The sequence below is a fragment of the Streptomyces sp. P5F9 genome, assembly GCF_057961495.1.
Window position 1 is genome coordinate 1 of sequence record NZ_JBXVPZ010000198.1, and the last position, 17,519, is coordinate 17,519.

The window sequence follows — 17,519 nt, forward strand, 5'->3', positions numbered from 1 at the left end:
GCCGGGCTTGGTGGGGGTGGGCCAGCACGGGCCGGTGCAGAAGTAGTCCACGCCCTCCTGGACGGCGGCCGCGGCGGCCTCCTGCTCGGCGTGTGTGGAGCGGCCGATCAGGACGTCCTCGCCGAGGATCGCGCGGGCCGCGGGGACCGGGAGGTCGCCCTGGCCCAAGTGCAGGACGTCGGCGCCGGCGGCGTGGGCGACGTCCGCGCGGTCGTTGACCGCGAGGAGTCTGCCGTGCCGGGCGCAGGCGTCGGCGAACACCTGGAGGTGCTCCAGCTCCTCGGCGGCCTCCATGCCCTTGTCGCGCAGCTGCACGATGTCGACCCCGCCGGCCAGGACCGCGTCCAGGAACTCCGCGAGGTCGCCCTGGCGTCGGCGGGCGTCCGTGCAGAGATAGACCCGGGCGTCGGCGAGTTCCGCGCGGGCGGCGGCTGCGGCGGTGTCGGGCATGCGTGTGTCCCCCGTTGTCCTGCTGGTCGTGTGGTGGTGTCGTGTCCTGCTGGTCGTGTGATGGTGTCGCGCACGGGCCGCGGGCAGGGCCTTCTCAGGCAGGCCCTCACGTCGCCGCGGCCCGTACACCTCTCGGTCGTGCGGGTCAGACGGCGAGCGCCTGGGCGCGGCGCTTCACCTCCGTGCCGCGATTCTCGCTCAGGGCCTGCGCGGGGGTGCCGGGCAGGCTGGGGTCGGGGGTGAAGAGCCACTCCAGCATCTCTGCGTCGGAGAAGCCGTCGTCCCGCAGGAGCGTCAGGGTCCCCGTGAGGCCCTTGACGACCTTCTGCTCGGCCCCGTCGATGAAGGCGGCGGGGACGTGCAGCGCGCGGTTCTCACCACGGCGTACGGCGATGACTTGGCCGTCCTTGACCAGCTGCCGCACGCGTGTCACCTCGACATCGAGCAACTCTGCGATGTCGGGCAGCGTGAGCCAGGCGGGGACGAGAGCATCGATCTTTGCGTCAATCTCGGTCACGTAAACAGCGTGCCATCCCGGACTGACAGTCGGAAGTCGGGCCGGTCCGACCCGGGGGGACGAACTAGGCGATAGCCGCCTTCATCGGGAGAGAAGCATCGGCCAGCAGTTCGTGATCCATGGGCGTGGCCGACTCGATCAGCCGGCGGCCCTGGGCCAGGTCACGGGGGCGGCCGACCGCCAGGAGGGCCACCAGACGGTCCCCGCGCAGCCAGCAGACGCTCCACGCCGGGGTGGCCGGGTCGCCGCGCCACAAGGTGGTGTCGGCGGACGCGTGGTGACCGGCGTACTGGACGAACCGGCCGAACTGCTCCGACCAGAAGTACGGCACCGGGTCGTACACCGCCGGGCTCTCCCCGACGATGTTCGCGGCGACCGTGCGCGGCCCCTGGAGGGCGTTGTCCCAGTGGTGGACGAGAAGTCGCTCGCCGTACCTTCCCGAAGGGAAGGAGGCGCAGTCGCCGACCGCGTACACGTCCGGTGCCGAGGTGTGCAGCCCGGCGTCGGCCAGGACCTCGCGGTGCGCGCCGAGTTCGATGCCGGAGCCGGTCAGCCAGGCGGTGGCGGGGCGGGCGCCGATGCCGACCACGACGGCGTCCGCGGGCAGCCGTGAGCCGTCGTCGAGGACCACCTCGCCGGGTTCGACGTGCGCCACGCGTGCGTGCGTCCGCAGCGTGGCTCCGGCGGAGGCGTACCAGGCGGCCATCGGCGCGGCCACCTCGGCGGGCAGCGCCCCCGCGAGCGGCCGGTCGGCGGCTTCCACGACGGTCACCGCGCAGCCCGCCTCGCGCGCGGCCGTGGCGAACTCGGCGCCGATCCAGCCCGCGCCGACGACCACAATGTCGTGCTGCCGGGCGAGCACCGGGCGCAGCCGCTCGGCGTCGTCCAGGGTGCGCAGCAGATGCACCCCGGGGATGCCGTCGGCGCCCGGCAGCCGGATCGGTTCGGCACCGGTGGCGAGCACGAGGACGTCGTAGGGCACCGGGCCCTCGGCTGTGTCCAGTTCATGGTCGGCGGGGCGCACGCCCACCACCTCGCGCCCCAGCTGCACCTCGATGCCGAGCGCCTCGAAGTCGACGTCGAAGGCGGAGCCCTCGGCCTTGCCGAGCAGGACGGCCTTGGACAGCGGGGGCCGGTCGTACGGCTGATGGGGTTCGGCGCCGATCAGCGTGACGGTGCCGGTGAAGCCCTGCTCCCGTAGCGCGACCGTGGTCTGCACCCCGGCCATGCCCGCGCCGACGACGACCACGCGCCGCCCTGTCACCGTGTCCCGGACCCGCGTCTGCTCGCTCACTCGATCACCATAGACACCTGACAATTTGTCAGTCAGCGGGCGCGTCAGGTGACCTGTTCCACAGTGCTGGTCCCGTGTCCCGGCTGGGACTCCCACTCCCAGGTCTCTTCGAGGCGAATGCGGCCGTCGGGCAGTTCGACCACTTCGGACACGCAGTGCCCGGAGGACGTCGTCCCGTCCGTCTTCGACTGCACGTACCGGAAGTCCAACCGGTCCCCCGCGCGCGTGCCGACGAGACGCCCCCGTACGACGTCACCGCCCGCGTACTCGGCCCAGATCTCGCCGTCCTGCTCGTGGTACGCGAACCGGGTGCGGGTGCCGACCTGACCTGGGGCCTGGTCCGCGACGGGGGCGAGGACGAGACCGTCGAGCGAGCGGGCCATGGACAGAGGCTCCCTTACTGGCACACAGGGCACGGGCTAGGGTGGCAAACGTGCTGCGATTCCCGGGGGATAACCCCCGGACCCCCAGCAGAAAAGAATAAAAGACTCGCGGGAGTCCGGACGTACCGGGCTGAGAGGGAGGCTGGCGGCCTCCGACCGTACGAACCTGATCCGGGTCATGCCGGCGAAGGGAGGGGCTGGACGCCCATGCCTGCACGTACGTCAGACGTCCTCGTCGTCGGGGGCGGGATCATCGGCCTGGTCACGGCCTGGCGCGCGGCCCAACGCGGTTTCGCCACGGCCGTGGTGGACCCGGAGCCGGGCGGCGGGGCCGCCCAGGTGGCCGCCGGGATGCTGGCCGCCGTCACCGAACTCCACTACGGCGAACAGACCCTGCTCGCCCTCAACCTCGCCTCGGCGCACCGCTACCCGGACTTCGCGGCCGAGCTGACCGACCTCACCGGCCTCGACCTCGGCTACCGCCGCTGCGGCACGCTCGCCGTCGCCCTGGACGCCGACGACCGCGCCCATCTGCGCGAACTGCACGCCCTGCAGCACCAGTCGGGGCTCGGCTCCGAGTGGCTGTCGGGGCGCGAGTGCCGGCGCCTGGAGCCGATGCTCGCGCCGGGCGTGCGCGGAGGGCTCAGGGTCGACGGCGACCACCAGGTCGACCCGCGACGGCTGGCGGGCGCGCTGGTGGCCGCCTGCGAACGCGCCGGGGTCGTCTTCCACCGGACGTGGGTCGAGCGCCTCACGGTCGAGCGGGACCGCGCCACGGGGGTCGTCACGCGCGAGGGCGAGGTGCTGGGCGCGGGCCAGGTCGTCCTCGCGGGCGGCAGCCTCAGCGGGCAGCTGAAGGGGGTCCCGGACGACGTCCTGCCGCCCGTACGGCCCGTGAAGGGGCAGGTACTGCGGCTGACCGTGCCGGAGCGTCACGCGCCGTTCCTGAGCCGGACCGTGCGGGCCGTGGTGCGCGGCAGCCAGGTGTACCTGGTGCCGCGCGAGAACGGCGAACTGGTCGTCGGCGCGACCAGCGAGGAACTGGGCTGGGACACCACCGTGACCGCGGGCGGTGTCTACGAACTGCTGCGCGACGCCCACGAGTTGGTCCCCGGGATCACCGAACTGCCGCTCACCGAGACCCGGGCCGGACTGCGCCCCGGGTCCCCCGACAACGCGCCGCTGCTCGGCCCGACCGCGCTGCCGGGACTGCTGCTGGCCACCGGGCACTACCGCAACGGCGTGCTGCTCACGCCGGTCACCGGCGACGCCCTGGCGCACGCGCTCAGTACCGGTGAACTCCCGGACGAGGCCCGCCCGTTCACCCCGAAGCGGTTCGCCCGCACGGAACTCGTGGAGCAGCCCGCATGAACATCTCCGTCAACGGCGAGCACCAGGAGATCGCTCCCGGCACGCCCCTCGACGTGCTCGTACGGTCCCTCGTCCCGGCCCCCTCCGGTGTGGCCGCCGCCCTCAACGAAACCGTCGTCCCGCGCGCGGAGTGGCCGTCGACATCCCTCTCCGAGGGAGACCGCGTCGAGGTCCTCACCGCCGTCCAAGGAGGCTGACCCATGGCCGACGACCCCTTCGTCCTCGGTGGTACGTCCTTCACGTCCCGGCTGATCATGGGCACCGGAGGTGCCCCCAGCCTCGACGTCCTGGAGCGCGCGCTGGTGGCCTCCGGGACGGAACTCACGACGGTCGCGATGCGGCGCGTCAACACTGCCGTGCACGGCTCGGTGCTGTCCGTCCTGGAACGGCTCGGCATCCGGGTGCTGCCCAACACCGCGGGCTGCTTCACCGCGGGCGAGGCCGTGCTGACGGCCCGGCTGGCGCGGGAGGCCCTGGGAACGGCGCTGATCAAGCTTGAGGTGATCGCGGACGAGCGAACCCTGCTGCCGGACCCGATCGAACTCCTCGACGCCGCCGAGACATTGGTCGACGACGGCTTCACGGTGCTGCCGTACACGAACGACGATCCCGTGCTGGCGCGGAAGCTGGAGGACGTAGGGTGTGCGGCGATCATGCCGCTCGGGTCGCCGATCGGTTCCGGGCTCGGGATCCGCAACCCGCACAACTTCCAGCTGATCACCGAGCACGCGCGTGTGCCGGTGATTCTGGACGCGGGGGCGGGTACGGCGTCCGACGCGGCGTTCGCGATGGAGCTGGGGTGTGCCGGTGTGATGCTTGCCTCGGCGGTGACGCGGGCGCAGGAGCCGGTGTTGATGGCGTCGGCGATGCGGAGCGCGGTGGAGGCGGGGCGGCTGGCGTTCCGGGCGGGGCGTATCCCCCGTAGGCACTTCGCCGAAGCGTCCTCTCCCGCCGAGGGCCTGGCGGTACTGGATCCTGAACGGCCCGCTTTCTAGGCACCCTGCGCCGCACTTCCGTTTTGTCTCCCACCCGCGCACCACCCGTTTCCAGTCGACCGAGAGGTGGCCCGACCTGTGGGGCTGCCTCGCCGTCGGCGGCCGACCGCTCGTGGGATGCGTCACAGGTCCGCTTCAGTACCGCCCCGAAACTGGCCGAAAACGCCGTGCTGTCAGCCTTGGCTCGTACACTCACCTGCGTGGATACGACCCTTCATGACCCTCTCGTCGGGCAGTTGCTCGACGGCCGCTATCGCGTCGACGCGCGGATCGCCGTCGGCGGGATGGCCACGGTCTACCGGGCCGTGGACACCCGCCTGGACCGGGTTCTCGCGCTCAAGGTGATGCACCCGACGCTGGCGGCCGACGCCCACTTCGTGGACCGGTTCATCCGCGAGGCGAAGTCCGTGGCGCGGCTGGCGCATCCGAACGTGGTGCAGGTCTTCGACCAGGGAGCCGACCGGTCGTACGTCTATCTGGCGATGGAGTACGTCGCCGGCTGCACCCTGCGGGACGTGCTGCGCGAGCGCGGGGCCCTGCAACCGCGGGCCGCGCTGGACATCCTGGAGCCGGTGCTGGCCGCGCTCGGTGCCGCGCACCGGGCCGGGTTCGTGCACCGGGACATGAAGCCGGAGAACGTGCTCATAGGGGACGACGGCCGGGTCAAGGTCGCCGACTTCGGGCTGGTCAGGTCCGTGGACACGGTGACCAGCACCACGGGGTCCGTGCTCGGCACGGTGTCGTATCTCGCGCCGGAGCAGATCGAGGGCACCACCGCCGACCCCCGGGTCGACGTGTACGCGTGCGGTGTCGTCCTGTACGAGATGCTCACCGGCCAGAAGCCGCACGACGGGGACTCCGCCGCGATCGTGCTCTACAAGCACCTGCACGAGGACGTCCCGCCGCCCTCGGCCGTTGTGCCGGGGCTGGCGTACGAGCTGGACGAGCTGGTCGCCACCGCCACCGCGCGCACCCCGGACCTGCGGCCGTACGACGCGGTCGCGCTGTTCGGTCTTGTCCGCGAGGCCCGGTCGCGGCTGAGCGCCGAGCAGCTGGACGCGGTGCCGCCGCAGGCGCTGACCTCGGAGTACCCCAACGCCGAGAACCGTACGAGTGTGATCCCGCGCTCGCTGACAGTGCCGCGTCCGCTGCCGGTCAACGAGGACGACGAACCGCGTGACACGTTCGACCGGACCAGCCGGTTCGAGAGCGGTCCGCCGCTGCCGCCCCGGCGGCGCGAGGCGCGGCGGCCCCGGCGCGGGCTGCTGGCGGTCGTCGCCGCCCTGCTGCTGATCGTCGGGGTCGGGGCGGGGGTCTGGTACATCAACTCCGGCCAGTTCACCAAGGTCCCGCCGCTGCTGGCGAAGACCGAGGCGCAGGCGAGGGAGCGGCTGAAGGACGCCGGTCTCGACGTCAAGAAGGTCGACCACGCGTACAGCGACACGGTGAAGCGCGGCACGGTCATCAGCACCGACCCGGAGTCCGGCGCCCGCATCCGGGACAACGACTCGGTGGCCCTGACCATCTCGGACGGCCCGGAGACCGTGAAGGTCCCCGACCTGACGGGCACCCGCCTGGCCAAGGCGCAGACCCTGCTGAAGCAGGACGGGCTGGCGGCCGGCATGGTCACCAGGGAGTTCAGCGACGACGTCGCCAAGGGCCTCGTGATCAGCACGGACCCGGAGGCGGGCACCAAGCGCCACGCGGGCTCGGCGATAGCCCTGACCGTCAGCAAGGGCAGCGCGGTCGACGTGCCCGACGTCACCGGCGAGAACCTGGACGACGCGAAGGCGGACCTCCAGGAGGCCAGTCTCACCGTGAAGGTGTCGGAAACCGAGATCACCTCGGAGTACGACGCGGGCCAGGTCGCCCAGCAGACCCCGGCCGGCGACAGCCAGGCCGCCGAGGGTGACACGGTGACGCTGACCCTGTCCAAGGGCCCGGAGATGGTCGAGGTCCCGAGCGTGGTCGGCGCGAGCGTCGACGCCGCGACGAAGCTCCTTGAGCAGTCCGGCTTCGAGGTCAAGGAGGACCGGGGCCTGCTCGGTCTGTTCGGCGACACCGTGAAGAGCCAGTCCGTGGACGCGGGCGAACAGGCTCCCAAGGGGTCGACGATCACGATCACCATCCGGTGACGGGGGCGGCACGCGCGCGTGTCACCCTGGACGGGTGAGCAGCGAGTCCCCCTCCCCCGTCTCCCGCAACCCCGTCGGCGGCCATGTCCCCGTGGCCGGCGGCCTCCACTCCGTGGGGCTGTCCTACGCCCGTGAGCTGGCCGCCGAGACCGTGCAGGTCTTCGTCGCCAACCCGCGCGGCTGGGCCACACCGGCCGGGAACCCGCGCCAGGACGAGGAGTTCCGCGCGGCCTGCGAGGCGGAGTCGATCCCGGCGTACGTGCACGCCCCGTACCTGATCAACTTCGGCTCGCACACCGAGGCCACCGTAGAAAAGTCCGTGGAGTCGCTACGGCACTCGCTGCGGCGCGGGCGGGAGATCGGCGCGCTCGGTGTCGTCGTGCACACCGGGAGCGCGACGGGCGGGCGGGAGCGGTCGGTGGCGCTGGCCCAGGTGCGGGAGCATCTGCTGCCGCTGCTCGACGAGTTGACCCACGACGACGACCCGTTCCTGCTCCTGGAGTCGACGGCCGGCCAGGGTTCCTCGCTCTGCTCCCGGACCTGGGACTTCGGACCGTACTTCGAGGCGCTGGACGCCCACCCGAAGCTGGGCGTCTGCCTGGACACCTGCCACATCTTCGCCGCCGGGCACGACCTGACCGGCCCGAGCGGCATGCACCAGACCCTCGACCTGCTGGTGGACACGGTCGGCGAGGGCCGGCTGAAACTGATCCACGCCAACGACTCCAAGGACGTCGTCGGCGCCCACAAGGACCGCCACGAGAACATCGGCTCCGGCCACATCGGCGAGGACCCGTTCCGCGCCCTGATGACCCACCCGGCGACCGCGGGCGTACCGCTGATCATCGAGACGCCCGGCGGCAAGGAGGGGCACGCGGCGGATGTGGAGCGGCTGAAGAAGCTGCGGGACGGCTGACACCCGGGCCGCCGTCAGCCGGTACCCAGCGCGCACGCCCCCACCGCCAGCCCCGCGCCCAGCAGCACCAACGCCCCTCGCAGGAAGCGGTACTTCGCCGCGAGGATCACGCTGACGTCCTGGAACTGCGTGAGCAGCCAGCGCACCGGGTCCCGGCCGGCCTCGGCGACACCGCGCAGCAGTGCCTCGGGGTCGTCGCGGGCCTCGACCGCGTCGGCGTAGAACGTCAGGCCCAGGGTCCTGCGTACCGTCCAGGTGCGGGGCAGGATCACCCCGAGCAGCAGGACGGTGCCGGCCGCCCACAGCACCGCGGCGCCCCCGAGCAGCACCTGGCCGGTGCCGGAGACGCCGGCCGCCGTCCGGCCGCCGCCGATCAGCAGCGCGGGCACCGTCAGGGCACCGGAGAGCAGCACCGACGCCTTCACGTCCGCCCTGCCCAGGTCCTCCCGCACGGTGAGCAGCAGCCGTTCGGCGACGTACCGGGCGTCGGTGTCGGAGTCCGGCATCACGGGCTCCGGGGAGTTCACGTCCGGTCGCCGGACTCGTCCGTGCCGGTGTCCGGCTTGGCGTCCTGCGGCTCGTCGGCGTACGGCTTCGGCGCGGCGGGCGGCACCGGCAGGGCGCCCGTCACGGCCGGCGGCGGCATGAGCGGCACCGGAGGTACCGGCGGCGCGAGGGGTGTCGGCGGAACGGGCAGCGCGGTCGGGGCGGGCGGCAGTCCGTTCTGGAAGACGCCGTGGGCGGCCGTGCGGCTGAAGTCGATGAGCGCCTGTACCTGGTCGTCGATCTGGTGGCGCTGCACCACCCCCTGGTTGATCAGGTTGGTGAGGTAGTCCAGGGCGCCCTGCCGCTGCTCCCGGGCCTGCACCTGGAGTGCTCCCAGGATGTCCTGCGCCCGGGACGGGTCCTGGGCCAGGACGTGGGCGTACTGTTCGGCCTCGCCCGCGGCGATGAGCCCCCGGGCGACCTCCATGTTCGCCTCGATCCGCGCGTTGTTGGCGGCGTCGATGGCTTTCTGGACCTCGCTGCCCGACTGCACCGCGACCATGTTGGCGTGGTGGTCGGAGGCGGCCTGGCCCAGGTCGATACGGATGAACACCTGGGTGGCCAGGCCCAGTTCGGCCCCGAAGTCGTTCCAGCGGCCACTCGCCAGCTCGTCCTGGATCGCCTCGTCCGCCTGCTGTGCGGAGTCCAGGTTGTGCCGCCTGCTGATCCCGCGCAGCCGTGCCTCAAGGGGCGGGCGGAGCATCCGCTCCACGTCCACCACCCGCTTCTCGGCGGCCAGATGGAAGTTGTGCACCTCCCAGTTGACGTCGGCGCCCGCCTTGAAGCGTGACTTGTCCCCGTAGGTGGGAAGTTCCAGCTGGAAGGAGACCTGGTGCTGGCCGCGGGCGATCCAGCAGACCGAAGTCGGCTTGCCGATCAGGGGTTTGTTGTGGTGCTCGGCCCCGCGGACCGTGACGACGCTGTGTCCGCCGTTGCGGTAGAAGAGCACCGAGGCGACCTGGCTGCTGCGGTGCCGGTAGGGGCCCGTCGGGGTGAACTCGGTGACGAAGGGGCCTCTGATGTTGTGCGGAAGGACGAACTCCCCCTGGGGGTTCTGGGGCTGCCAGGCCTGTTGGCCCCACATGTTGTTGCTCATGGTGTTCCCGCTCCCTGGACCGCCTCCCACATACGGCGGACCTGCTGGTCGTCCAACGGATTGTCGGGGTCTTCCGACAGTTCTTTGATCAGTGAAAGCAACCGGTGCCGGTCGTCCGGCCCGTGCACGAGCAGCGGCAGGAACCGCTCCAGCGGCTCCGCCCAGGCCCGGCCCGCACAGCCGCGCAGCCAGTCCGCCAGGGTGTCCACGGCCGCCTCGTACGACCGGCCGGTCTGCAGCGCGGTCCACAGCAACCCGGCGAGTTCCGGGGCGAGTTCGGGCCGTACGGCGGCCAACGCCAGCATCAGCGGCCAGTCGCCGTAGCCCTCCAGGTCCGGGTGCTGGTTCCACAGGTCGACCACGGAGAGGCCGGCCAGGTAGACCGCGCTCTGCAGGCCGAGGTCCTGCTGCGGCCGCCGTTCGTCGGAGAGCCACAGGCGGATCCGCCGGAAGGTCGCCGGGTCGCAGTTCGCGCCGCTGAAGTGGGCGATCTGGGCCGAGGCGACGGTCCTCAGCTTCCCCTCCTCCCAGACGCCGATGCCGCCGAGGAGGTCGAGCGAGTCCCGGACCGTGACGGTGGCCCGGCCCCGGCCGAGCACCGCTGCGGCCGTCCAGCGCAGGTTCTCCTCCCCCTCGCGCGCCCAGAGCGCGACCAGGGCCCGGGTCGCGCCGCCGACCTCCGGGGAGGCCACGGCCACGTCGAGCACGTTGGCGGCGAAGACCCGGCGGCGGAGCTGGTCGGCCTGGCCCATGGGCTGCACCAGTTCCTGCACGGTGTGCGAGCAGTCGAGCCGGCACAGCTGTCCCGCCGCGACCGCGGCCCGGACCCAGACCTGGGGACGGCCGTCCTCGCACAGCCCGGACAGCCAGCGCAACACGGGACCGCGCACATTGTGCCGGTGCTCCCAGAGATGGATGAGGACGGCGGCGGCGAGCGACTCGCCCCGGAACCGGACCGTGCGCACCGGGACGTCCTCGTCGCCGACCTGTTCCACGCCGAGTTCGGCCACGGCGCGCGCGGAGACGAGCCGGGCGTCGACACCGTCGCTGAACAGTGGGCGGCCCGGTGTCGACTCCGGGGCCACGGTGACGGCCAGCTCCCAGGCGAGGATCTCCGCGGCCTCGGCGACCGCGCTCAGCGAGGCCCCGCCGAGCACCGCCACGGCGATCCGGTACGCCGCGTCCCGCAGCCGCTGCGGAGTCTCCGACCGCGGACCTCCCACGAACCACTCGGCGGCCTGCGTCTTGGCGAACTCCCGGCATTCGTCGAGGAGTTCGGCATGGGTACGGGATCCGCGCGCGTACTTGGCGACCAGCACCGCGAACCGGGCCGCCTCCCGCGGCCGGAGCTCACCGATGCCGAGCGCCGCGGTCACGTCCGGGGCGGTCGCGGCCGACCGTGCCGTGCTCTGTGCCGACGGCGGCACGTCCTCCAGTTCGTTCGCGAGGTGCTTCTCCAGTACGTCGGCGGCGGCGGCCGGGGTGTGGAGGCGGTGGTAGCGACCACCCTGGGAGTACAGGTCGCCGACCTCGGGCACGGCCAGCAGGACGGCGTACGCCTTGCGGTCACCGAGGAGGGCGCACCACCGGTCCAGGCCTGCCTCGCCCGGCAGTCCGGCGGTCGAGGACTCCAGGACGTAGCCGTGCCCCTCGTGGATCTGTTCCGCCTCCAGCTCGTCCAGATCGGTCTCGGGGTCGAGCCGGGAGACCTTGCCCCGGGTCAGGTCGTCCACCAGGGAAAGGGCGGTGTACATCCGGCCGGTCCCGGGCTGCCCGCACAGCAACAGCAGCCGCCGGGACCGGAGTTGCTCCTTGTGTCCGCCGTATCCCTCGGGCTCCTGGAAGACCTGGCGCAGCGTGCGCAGTTCCTCCTCGGGCACCGGGCCCGCGAGCAGCCGTGGTCCCTGCTGCCCGAACAGGTTGACGGCCCCGATGGAACCGCCGCTGATCAGGGTGCTCGACCCCTGCGAGGTGAAGCTGGGTCCGGCCGACCGGTAGACGCGGGACGCCGCCGCGCCGGACCCCAGTCCCTCCCCCGCCAGCGGGTCGGCGGACGCGCCCCCGATGACGTCCTGGGCCGGCTCGGACCCGGCGACGGGCTCGGCCTTCGGCTGCTGGTCCTGCTGGGGGTTCGGGGGCCCGGCTCCGGCGGGCTGCCCGCCGGGATTCGGTTTCGGGTTGGGTCCCGGGGGCGCCGGGTTCTGCGCGTTCACCGCTCACTGCCCGGGTGTGCGGACCTGCCGATGTTGATCGTTTCGATCCGCTCGCTGTTGATGATCTCCCCGCTGCCGTAGTTGTGGTTGTTGACCACGCGCCCGGGAGCCGCCTCCGGTGCGGCCGGTGCGGGGCCGGAGGGGCCGGCCGAGGGCTTCCCGGGTTCGGGCAACGGCGGCTGCGGCAGCCCCGGGACCATGAACCACGCGGTCTGCGGGCCTTCCTTGAGCTGCACCTCGCGGCCGGCGTAGTGCTCGGGCTCCACCCAGCGCCCGCCGGGCCGTACGACCTCCTCGTACAGCCGGTCGGAGGCCACCGCGACCAGGGCCGCCTGCGGGGCCAGTTCGAGGACGGCCTTCGCCGTGTCGCAGTCGCCGAGGCGGCAGGCCAGGTCGACGGCCCGGCCGGAGCGGCCGTGGGCGTCGGCGGTGACCGGACCGATGTGCATGCCGGCGCGGAGTCTGAGCGGGACCCTGGCCCGGTCGTTGCTCTCGCGCAGGTTCTGGTGGAGATACTCCAGCCATTCGCCGACCACCCGCTTGGGCGCCACGGTGGACGTCAGGATGCTGAGAATCCCGTCCCCCCGGTCCTCCTGGTACAGGCGCGGCGCCCGGATGCCCGCCTGTTCGAAGGCCTTGCCCGACACCTCGTAGAGTCTGGCCCGCATGTCCGGTTTCTCCGAGTCGGACAGCAGTCCCGACCCCTGAGCGTCCAGATTCACGATGAAGCCGTACTCGGCTTGCCCCTCCATCACTTTCCCCTCCTGCCGTTCCGGCGACCCCGGACCCCTGTGATGTTCCCGGGCCCGACGGGTCGCCGCTGTAGCCGTTTACACAGCGCGGGACTTCCGTGTCCTCAGGTGTCCTGCTCCCGGTGCTCGCCGCCCGCCAGCAGCCGGAGTGGTTCCAGGTCGGCGACGGCCAGGGTGCCGGGGCCGGTGCGGACCAGGCCCTGCTCGCGCAGCAGTCGCAGTGCCTTGGCCACGGCCTCGCGGGTGGATCCCACGGAGGCGGCCAGTTCGTGCTGGGCGAGGGGCAGTCTGATCGTGACGCCGGTGCCCTCGGGCCGGCCGGTGCGGTCGGCGAGTTCGACCAGTCGCTCCGACAGTCTCTGCAGCACGGTCATGGAGGCCAGGGCCCGGCGCTCGTGGTCGGCGCTGCGCAGCCGTTCGGTGAGCTGTCCCACCAACAGGGCGTTGGCGTGCGGCCGTTCGGCGAGGAACCGGCGGAACCGTTCCGCCGTGACGACCAGGCCCGTGACCGGGCCGAGCGCGCTCACCGAGGCGCTGCGCGGTCGGCCGTCGAGGGCCGCCATGTCGCCGACGACCTCGCCGGCCTGACGCAGCCCCAGGATCAGCCGTCCGCCCCGCTCGGTCGTCGACCACACGGTGCACCAGCCGCTGAGCACGACCACGGCGAACGTGGTGCGCTCCCCCTCGCCCATGAGGGGATCCTGCGACGCGTACGGATGTCGGGTGCCGAGCGCGGCGAGGGCCGCGCGATCAGCGGCGGCCAGTCCGCCCATGAAGGTATGGCGCTCGCCGAACAGCCCCACCGTAGTCCCCCGACCGATATCCCCCGATGGTCGCCAAGCGGAATGCGGCAGGGCCCGGTGAACTAGTCCGCCCGTGGCCTCGCCCGCCAAGCGAGACACTCAGGGTAGCGCTCTCGGCACGGAATGCGCCCCCAGTTACCGGAATGCGACCTTGGCACCACGGCGAGTGAGGGACATCAGAGTTCGGGACCGTCCTCGGGCCCCTCCTGATACGAGTACCGCTGTTCCTTCCAGGGGTCCCCCACGTTGTGGTACCCCCGCTCCTCCCAGAACCCCCGCCGGTCCGCCGTCATGTACTCGACGCCCCGGACCCACTTCGGGCCCTTCCAGGCGTACAGGTGGGGGACGACCAGGCGGAGGGGGAAGCCGTGTTCCGCGGTGAGGAGTTCGCCGTCCTTGTGGGTGGCGAAGATGGTGCCGGCGGCGGCGAAGTCGGCGAGGCGGAGGTTGGCGCTGAAGCCGTACTCCGCCCAGACCATGACGTGGGTGACGACCGGGGCCGGCGGGGCGGTGTCCAGGATCGTGCGGGCGGGGATGCCGCCCCATTCGGCGCCGAGCATGCTGAACTTCGTGACGCAGTGCAGATCGGCCACTACCGAGTCGTAGGGCAGAGCGGTGAACTCGTCGTGGTTCCAGCAGTGCTTGTCGCCGTCGGCGGTGGCGCCGAAGACCCTGAACTCCCAGCGCTCGGGGCGGAACTTGGGCACCGGGCCGTAGTGCGTGACCGGCCAGCCGCGCTGGAGCCGCTGGCCCGGTGGAAGCTCGGGCTGTTCGACCCCTCTCTGACCCATGACTCCATCCTGACAGACGGGGGGCGGTGCACATGACCGGCTCTGGGCGGATTCGGGCAACTCCTACTAAGCATGCACTTACTGGACGACGTCTTCGCGCCGGTGCAATCATGCGGCGCAACCCGCCAGTCCCCCCGTTTCTGGAAGGAGCCTCTGCGATGCAGGGCGACCCCGAGGTCCTCGAATTCCTGAACGAGCAGCTCACCGGCGAGCTGACCGCGATCAACCAGTACTGGCTGCACTACCGCATCCAGGACAACAACGGCTGGACCAAGCTCGCCAAGTACACGCGTGAAGAGTCCATCGACGAGATGAAGCACGCGGACAAGATCACCGAGCGCATCCTGATGCTCGACGGTCTGCCGAACTACCAGCGGCTGTTCCACGTCCGGGTCGGCCAGACGGTCACCGAGATGTTCCAGGCGGACCGGCAGGTGGAGGTCGAGGCGATCGACCGCCTCAAGCGCGGGATCGAGGTGATGCGCACGAAGGGCGACATCACGTCGGCCAACATCTTCGAGGACATCCTTGAGGACGAGGAGCACCACATCGACTACCTCGACACGCAGCTGCAGCTGATCGAGCAGCTCGGCGAGGCGCTCTACATCGCGCAGCAGATCGAGCAGCCCAGCTAGCTCGTGCCCGACGGACCGTCTCTAGGCCGCGTCTTCCAGTCCGGCCAGTTCGGTCAGCTCGGCCAATTCGCTCAGTCCGGCCAATTCGCTCAGTCCGGCCATCTCGGCGAGCATCGGCCTGCCCTGGTCGGACAGCTCGCGGCGCGGGCAGGCGCCCCGGCCCAGCAGGGCCTGAATCCGGCGTACGCACGACCCGCAGTCGGTGCCCGCCTTGCAGGCCGACGCTATCTGCCGGGGGGTGCAGGCACCGCCCTCCGCGTGCTTCGCCACCTGCGCCTCGGTCACACCGAAGCAGTTGCAGACGTACACGCGGGTCACCTCCCGGGCGGGATCGAAGGTCGTCGTGCCATCCCGATAATCGGTGAGGCTAACCTAACCTTACCCGCCGCGCCGGAGCTGTAAAAGTGCCGTGGGGCGGGGATCGTATGTGATCCCCGCCCCACGGCACACTGCTGTAACAGGCGAAACGGCTACTGGTCCCTGTACATCTCGGCGACGAGAAAGGCCAGGTCGAGCGACTGGCTGCGGTTGAGGCGCGGGTCGCAGGCCGTCTCGTAGCGCTGGTGCAGGTCGTCGACGAAGATCTCGTCGCCGCCGCCCACGCACTCGGTGACATCGTCACCCGTGAGCTCCACGTGGATGCCGCCCGGGTGGGTGCCGAGGCCCTTGTGGACCTCGAAGAAGCCCTTCACCTCGTCGAGCACGTCGTCGAAGCGGCGGGTCTTGTGACCGGAGGCCGCCTCGTACGTGTTGCCGTGCATCGGGTCGGTGATCCACGCGACGGTCGCGCCGGACGCGGTGACCTTCTCGACCAGCTCGGGCAGCTTGTCGCGGACCTTGTCCGCACCCATCCGCACGATGAAGGTGAGCCGGCCGGGCTCGCGGTCCGGGTCGAGGCGCTCGATGTACTGCAGCGCGTCCTCGGCGGTCGTCGTCGGGCCGAGCTTGATGCCGATCGGGTTGCGGATCTGGGAGGCGAACTCGATGTGCGCGCCGTCCAGTTGACGGGTGCGCTCGCCGATCCACACCATGTGCGCGGAGACGTCGTAGAGCCTGCCGGTGCGGGAGTCGACCCGGGTCAGGGCCGACTCGTAGTCCAGCAGGAGCGCCTCGTGCGAGGAGTAGAACTCGACGGTCTTGAACTCCTCCGGGTCCGTGCCGCAGGCCCGCATGAAGTTCAGCGCGCTGTCGATCTCGCGTGCGAGCTGCTCGTAGCGCTGGCCGGACGGGGACGACTTCACGAAGTCCTGGTTCCAGGCGTGCACCTGGCGCAGGTCGGCGTAACCGCCGGTGGTGAAGGCGCGGACCAGGTTGAGCGTGGAGGCGGACGCGTTGTACATCCGCTTCAGGCGCTCGGGGTCCGGGATGCGGGACTTCTCGTCGAAGGCGAAGCCGTTGACCGAGTCGCCGCGGTACGTCGGCAGCGTCACGCCGTCACGGGTCTCGGTGCCCTTCGAGCGCGGCTTCGAGTACTGGCCGGCGATCCGGCCGACCTTCACGACCGGCACGGAGGCGGCGTACGTGAGGACGGCGCCCATCTGGAGCAGGGTCTTCAGCTTGTTGCGGATGTGGTCGGCGGACACCGCGTCGAAGGCCTCGGCGCAGTCGCCGCCCTGGAGGAGGAACGCCTCTCCCTTGGCGACGGCCGCCAACCGGGCGCGCAGCTGGTCGCACTCGCCCGCGAAGACGAGCGGCGGATACGACTCAAGGTCCGCGATCACTGCGCGCAGAGCCTCGGTGTCGGGGTACTCGGGCTGCTGCGCCGCGGGCAGGTCTCGCCAGGTGTTGCCAGCGCTGGCGCTGGTCTTAGCGTTCACGGTCACGCCCTCAACATTACGGGGTCGTGTCGAGCTATTTTCGCGCGGCTCGACAGGTGAGACACCCTCACGCTCAGGTGCGCGTGGGGTAGGGTGCGCTCCATGTTCGCGCATTCGACCCGTAACTGGTGGTGGACCGCTCATCCGGCGGCCCACTGACTGCGCGTACTCCCAGTACTCCGCGAAGGCCGCCCGAGGGGCGGCCTTCGGTGTGTCCGGGGTCCGTTCCTCTCCACGAGAAGGAACCAAGGACCCATGCATCTGGACGACCTGCTCAGCGATCCCCGCCCGTTCGCCCTGCTGCGCCGCCGCACCCCGGGCCACGACCAGGACGTGATCGAGGTCATGCTCGGCCCGGTCGCCTCCTACGACCGCCTCGCCGACCTCCCCGCCGAGGGCCTGGCCCTGATCCCCTACCGCCAGATCCGCGAGCGCGGCTTCGACGTCCGCGACGACGGCACCCCGCTGGCCTTCCTCACCCCCGAGGAGTCGTACGAGATCCCGCTCGCCGACGCCCTGGCACAACTGCCCGCGCACGACGTCCGGGTCGAGGGCGGTGGCTTCGACGTCGACGACGAGGCCTACGGCGAGATCGTCGGACGGGTGCTGCGGGAGGAGATCGGGCGGGGCGAGGGCGCCAACTTCGTCATCCGGCGGACGTACGAGGGCGAGATCCCGGGGTACGGCAGGGCCGAGGCGCTGGCGTTGTTCCGGCGGCTGCTGGTCGGGGAGCGGGGCGCGTACTGGACGTTCGTCGTGCACACCGGAAATCAGAAAGGGCCCGAAGGGCCTTCCTTGGAAGGGC

The 17,519-nt window shown here is 71.4% G+C and carries 19 protein-coding genes, 1 pseudogene and 1 riboswitch; of the genes and pseudogenes, 8 read left to right on the plus strand and 12 right to left on the minus strand.

All coding sequences use genetic code 11. The features are described from left to right. From AC31A1_RS27825 to AC31A1_RS27840, 4 genes are all read right to left on the minus strand, one after another. Positions 1-450, minus strand: a 450-nt coding sequence (locus AC31A1_RS27825; RefSeq protein WP_489655955.1) for a thiamine phosphate synthase, incomplete at its 3' end; no start/stop codon positions are given. Between the two features lie 145 nt (positions 451-595). Beyond that, the gene (locus AC31A1_RS27830) at positions 596-967 is read right to left on the minus strand and encodes an Rv2175c family DNA-binding protein (RefSeq protein ID WP_489655956.1); all 372 of its coding nucleotides are present in this window, start codon (positions 965-967) and stop codon (positions 596-598) included. Between the two features lie 64 nt (positions 968-1,031). Continuing rightward, positions 1,032-2,261: an NAD(P)/FAD-dependent oxidoreductase gene (locus AC31A1_RS27835; RefSeq protein WP_489655957.1), complete on the minus strand. Its 1,230-nt coding sequence runs from the start codon at positions 2,259-2,261 to the stop codon at positions 1,032-1,034. A gap of 44 nt (positions 2,262-2,305) precedes the next feature. After that, entirely contained in the window at positions 2,306-2,644 is a 339-nt protein-coding gene (locus AC31A1_RS27840; protein ID WP_489655958.1) for an avidin-fold protein, read from the minus strand. A gap of 98 nt (positions 2,645-2,742) precedes the next feature. Beyond that, positions 2,743-2,854: riboswitch (TPP riboswitch) on the plus strand. On the opposite strand from AC31A1_RS27840, the gene thiO reads away from it, so the two are divergent. From thiO to AC31A1_RS27865, 5 genes are all read left to right on the plus strand, one after another. Beyond that, the gene (gene thiO / locus AC31A1_RS27845; RefSeq protein WP_489655959.1) at positions 2,852-4,015 is read left to right on the plus strand and encodes a glycine oxidase ThiO; all 1,164 of its coding nucleotides are present in this window, start codon (positions 2,852-2,854) and stop codon (positions 4,013-4,015) included. (Overlaps the previous riboswitch by 3 nt.) Beyond that, on the plus strand, positions 4,012-4,212 hold the full coding sequence (thiS, locus tag AC31A1_RS27850; protein WP_393753148.1) for a sulfur carrier protein ThiS: 201 nt from the start codon (positions 4,012-4,014) through the stop codon (positions 4,210-4,212). The genes thiO and thiS overlap by 4 nt, the downstream gene beginning before the upstream one ends. 3 nt (positions 4,213-4,215) lie before the next feature. Further along, entirely contained in the window at positions 4,216-5,010 is a 795-nt protein-coding gene (locus AC31A1_RS27855; protein ID WP_489655960.1) for a thiazole synthase, read from the plus strand. Positions 5,011-5,210: 200 nt separating this feature from the next. After that, complete coding sequence (gene pknB / locus AC31A1_RS27860; protein WP_489655961.1) at positions 5,211-7,145, plus strand: Stk1 family PASTA domain-containing Ser/Thr kinase; 1,935 nt, start codon at positions 5,211-5,213, stop codon at positions 7,143-7,145. Between the two features lie 34 nt (positions 7,146-7,179). Beyond that, positions 7,180-8,061, plus strand: a complete 882-nt coding sequence (locus AC31A1_RS27865) for a deoxyribonuclease IV (protein ID WP_489655962.1) — start codon at positions 7,180-7,182, stop codon at positions 8,059-8,061. 14 nt (positions 8,062-8,075) lie between these two features. Here AC31A1_RS27865 and AC31A1_RS27870 read toward each other — a convergent pair whose 3' ends face one another. The 6 genes from AC31A1_RS27870 to AC31A1_RS27895 all read right to left on the minus strand — a co-directional run bounded on the left by AC31A1_RS27870 (position 8,076) and on the right by AC31A1_RS27895 (position 14,262). Continuing rightward, entirely contained in the window at positions 8,076-8,567 is a 492-nt protein-coding gene (locus AC31A1_RS27870; RefSeq protein ID WP_489655963.1) for a Pycsar system effector family protein, read from the minus strand. Between the two features lie 17 nt (positions 8,568-8,584). Next, a complete protein-coding gene (locus tag AC31A1_RS27875; RefSeq protein ID WP_489655964.1) occupies positions 8,585-9,703 on the minus strand; it encodes a hypothetical protein in 1,119 nt (372 codons plus the stop codon). Then, positions 9,700-11,916, minus strand: coding sequence for a hypothetical protein (locus AC31A1_RS27880; RefSeq protein ID WP_489655965.1), 2,217 nt, complete (start codon positions 11,914-11,916; stop codon positions 9,700-9,702). Before AC31A1_RS27880 ends, AC31A1_RS27875 begins: the two co-directional genes overlap by 4 nt. Next, positions 11,913-12,668 carry a nucleotidyl cyclase domain-containing protein gene (locus AC31A1_RS27885; protein ID WP_489655966.1) on the minus strand — a complete coding sequence of 252 codons (756 nt, stop codon included), beginning with the start codon at positions 12,666-12,668 and terminating at the stop codon, positions 11,913-11,915. Before AC31A1_RS27885 ends, AC31A1_RS27880 begins: the two co-directional genes overlap by 4 nt. A gap of 104 nt (positions 12,669-12,772) precedes the next feature. Continuing rightward, positions 12,773-13,441, minus strand: a complete 669-nt coding sequence (locus AC31A1_RS27890; protein WP_489655967.1) for a Crp/Fnr family transcriptional regulator — start codon at positions 13,439-13,441, stop codon at positions 12,773-12,775. A gap of 206 nt (positions 13,442-13,647) precedes the next feature. Next, the gene (locus tag AC31A1_RS27895) at positions 13,648-14,262 is read right to left on the minus strand and encodes a sulfite oxidase-like oxidoreductase (protein WP_489655968.1); all 615 of its coding nucleotides are present in this window, start codon (positions 14,260-14,262) and stop codon (positions 13,648-13,650) included. Between the two features lie 158 nt (positions 14,263-14,420). Here AC31A1_RS27895 and bfr point away from each other — a divergent pair, with 158 nt between their 5' ends. Then, on the plus strand, positions 14,421-14,897 hold the full coding sequence (bfr, locus tag AC31A1_RS27900) for a bacterioferritin (RefSeq protein WP_019062355.1): 477 nt from the start codon (positions 14,421-14,423) through the stop codon (positions 14,895-14,897). 21 nt (positions 14,898-14,918) lie between these two features. On the opposite strand, the gene AC31A1_RS27905 is transcribed toward bfr, so the two are convergent. Both AC31A1_RS27905 and AC31A1_RS27910 read right to left on the minus strand, forming a co-directional pair. Then, positions 14,919-15,215, minus strand: coding sequence for a (2Fe-2S)-binding protein (locus AC31A1_RS27905; protein WP_489655969.1), 297 nt, complete (start codon positions 15,213-15,215; stop codon positions 14,919-14,921). Between the two features lie 152 nt (positions 15,216-15,367). Continuing rightward, positions 15,368-16,720 (minus strand): class II 3-deoxy-7-phosphoheptulonate synthase, encoded by a 1,353-nt coding sequence (locus tag AC31A1_RS27910; protein ID WP_365309847.1) that lies wholly within the window; start codon positions 16,718-16,720, stop codon positions 15,368-15,370. Positions 16,721-16,816: 96 nt separating this feature from the next. On the opposite strand from AC31A1_RS27910, the gene AC31A1_RS27915 reads away from it, so the two are divergent. Both AC31A1_RS27915 and AC31A1_RS27920 read left to right on the plus strand, forming a co-directional pair. Next, positions 16,817-16,873 carry a trp operon leader peptide gene (locus AC31A1_RS27915; protein ID WP_073735655.1) on the plus strand — a complete coding sequence of 19 codons (57 nt, stop codon included), beginning with the start codon at positions 16,817-16,819 and terminating at the stop codon, positions 16,871-16,873. 96 nt (positions 16,874-16,969) lie between these two features. Continuing rightward, positions 16,970-17,519, plus strand: a pseudogene (locus AC31A1_RS27920) (phenazine-specific anthranilate synthase component I); the annotation flags it as partial.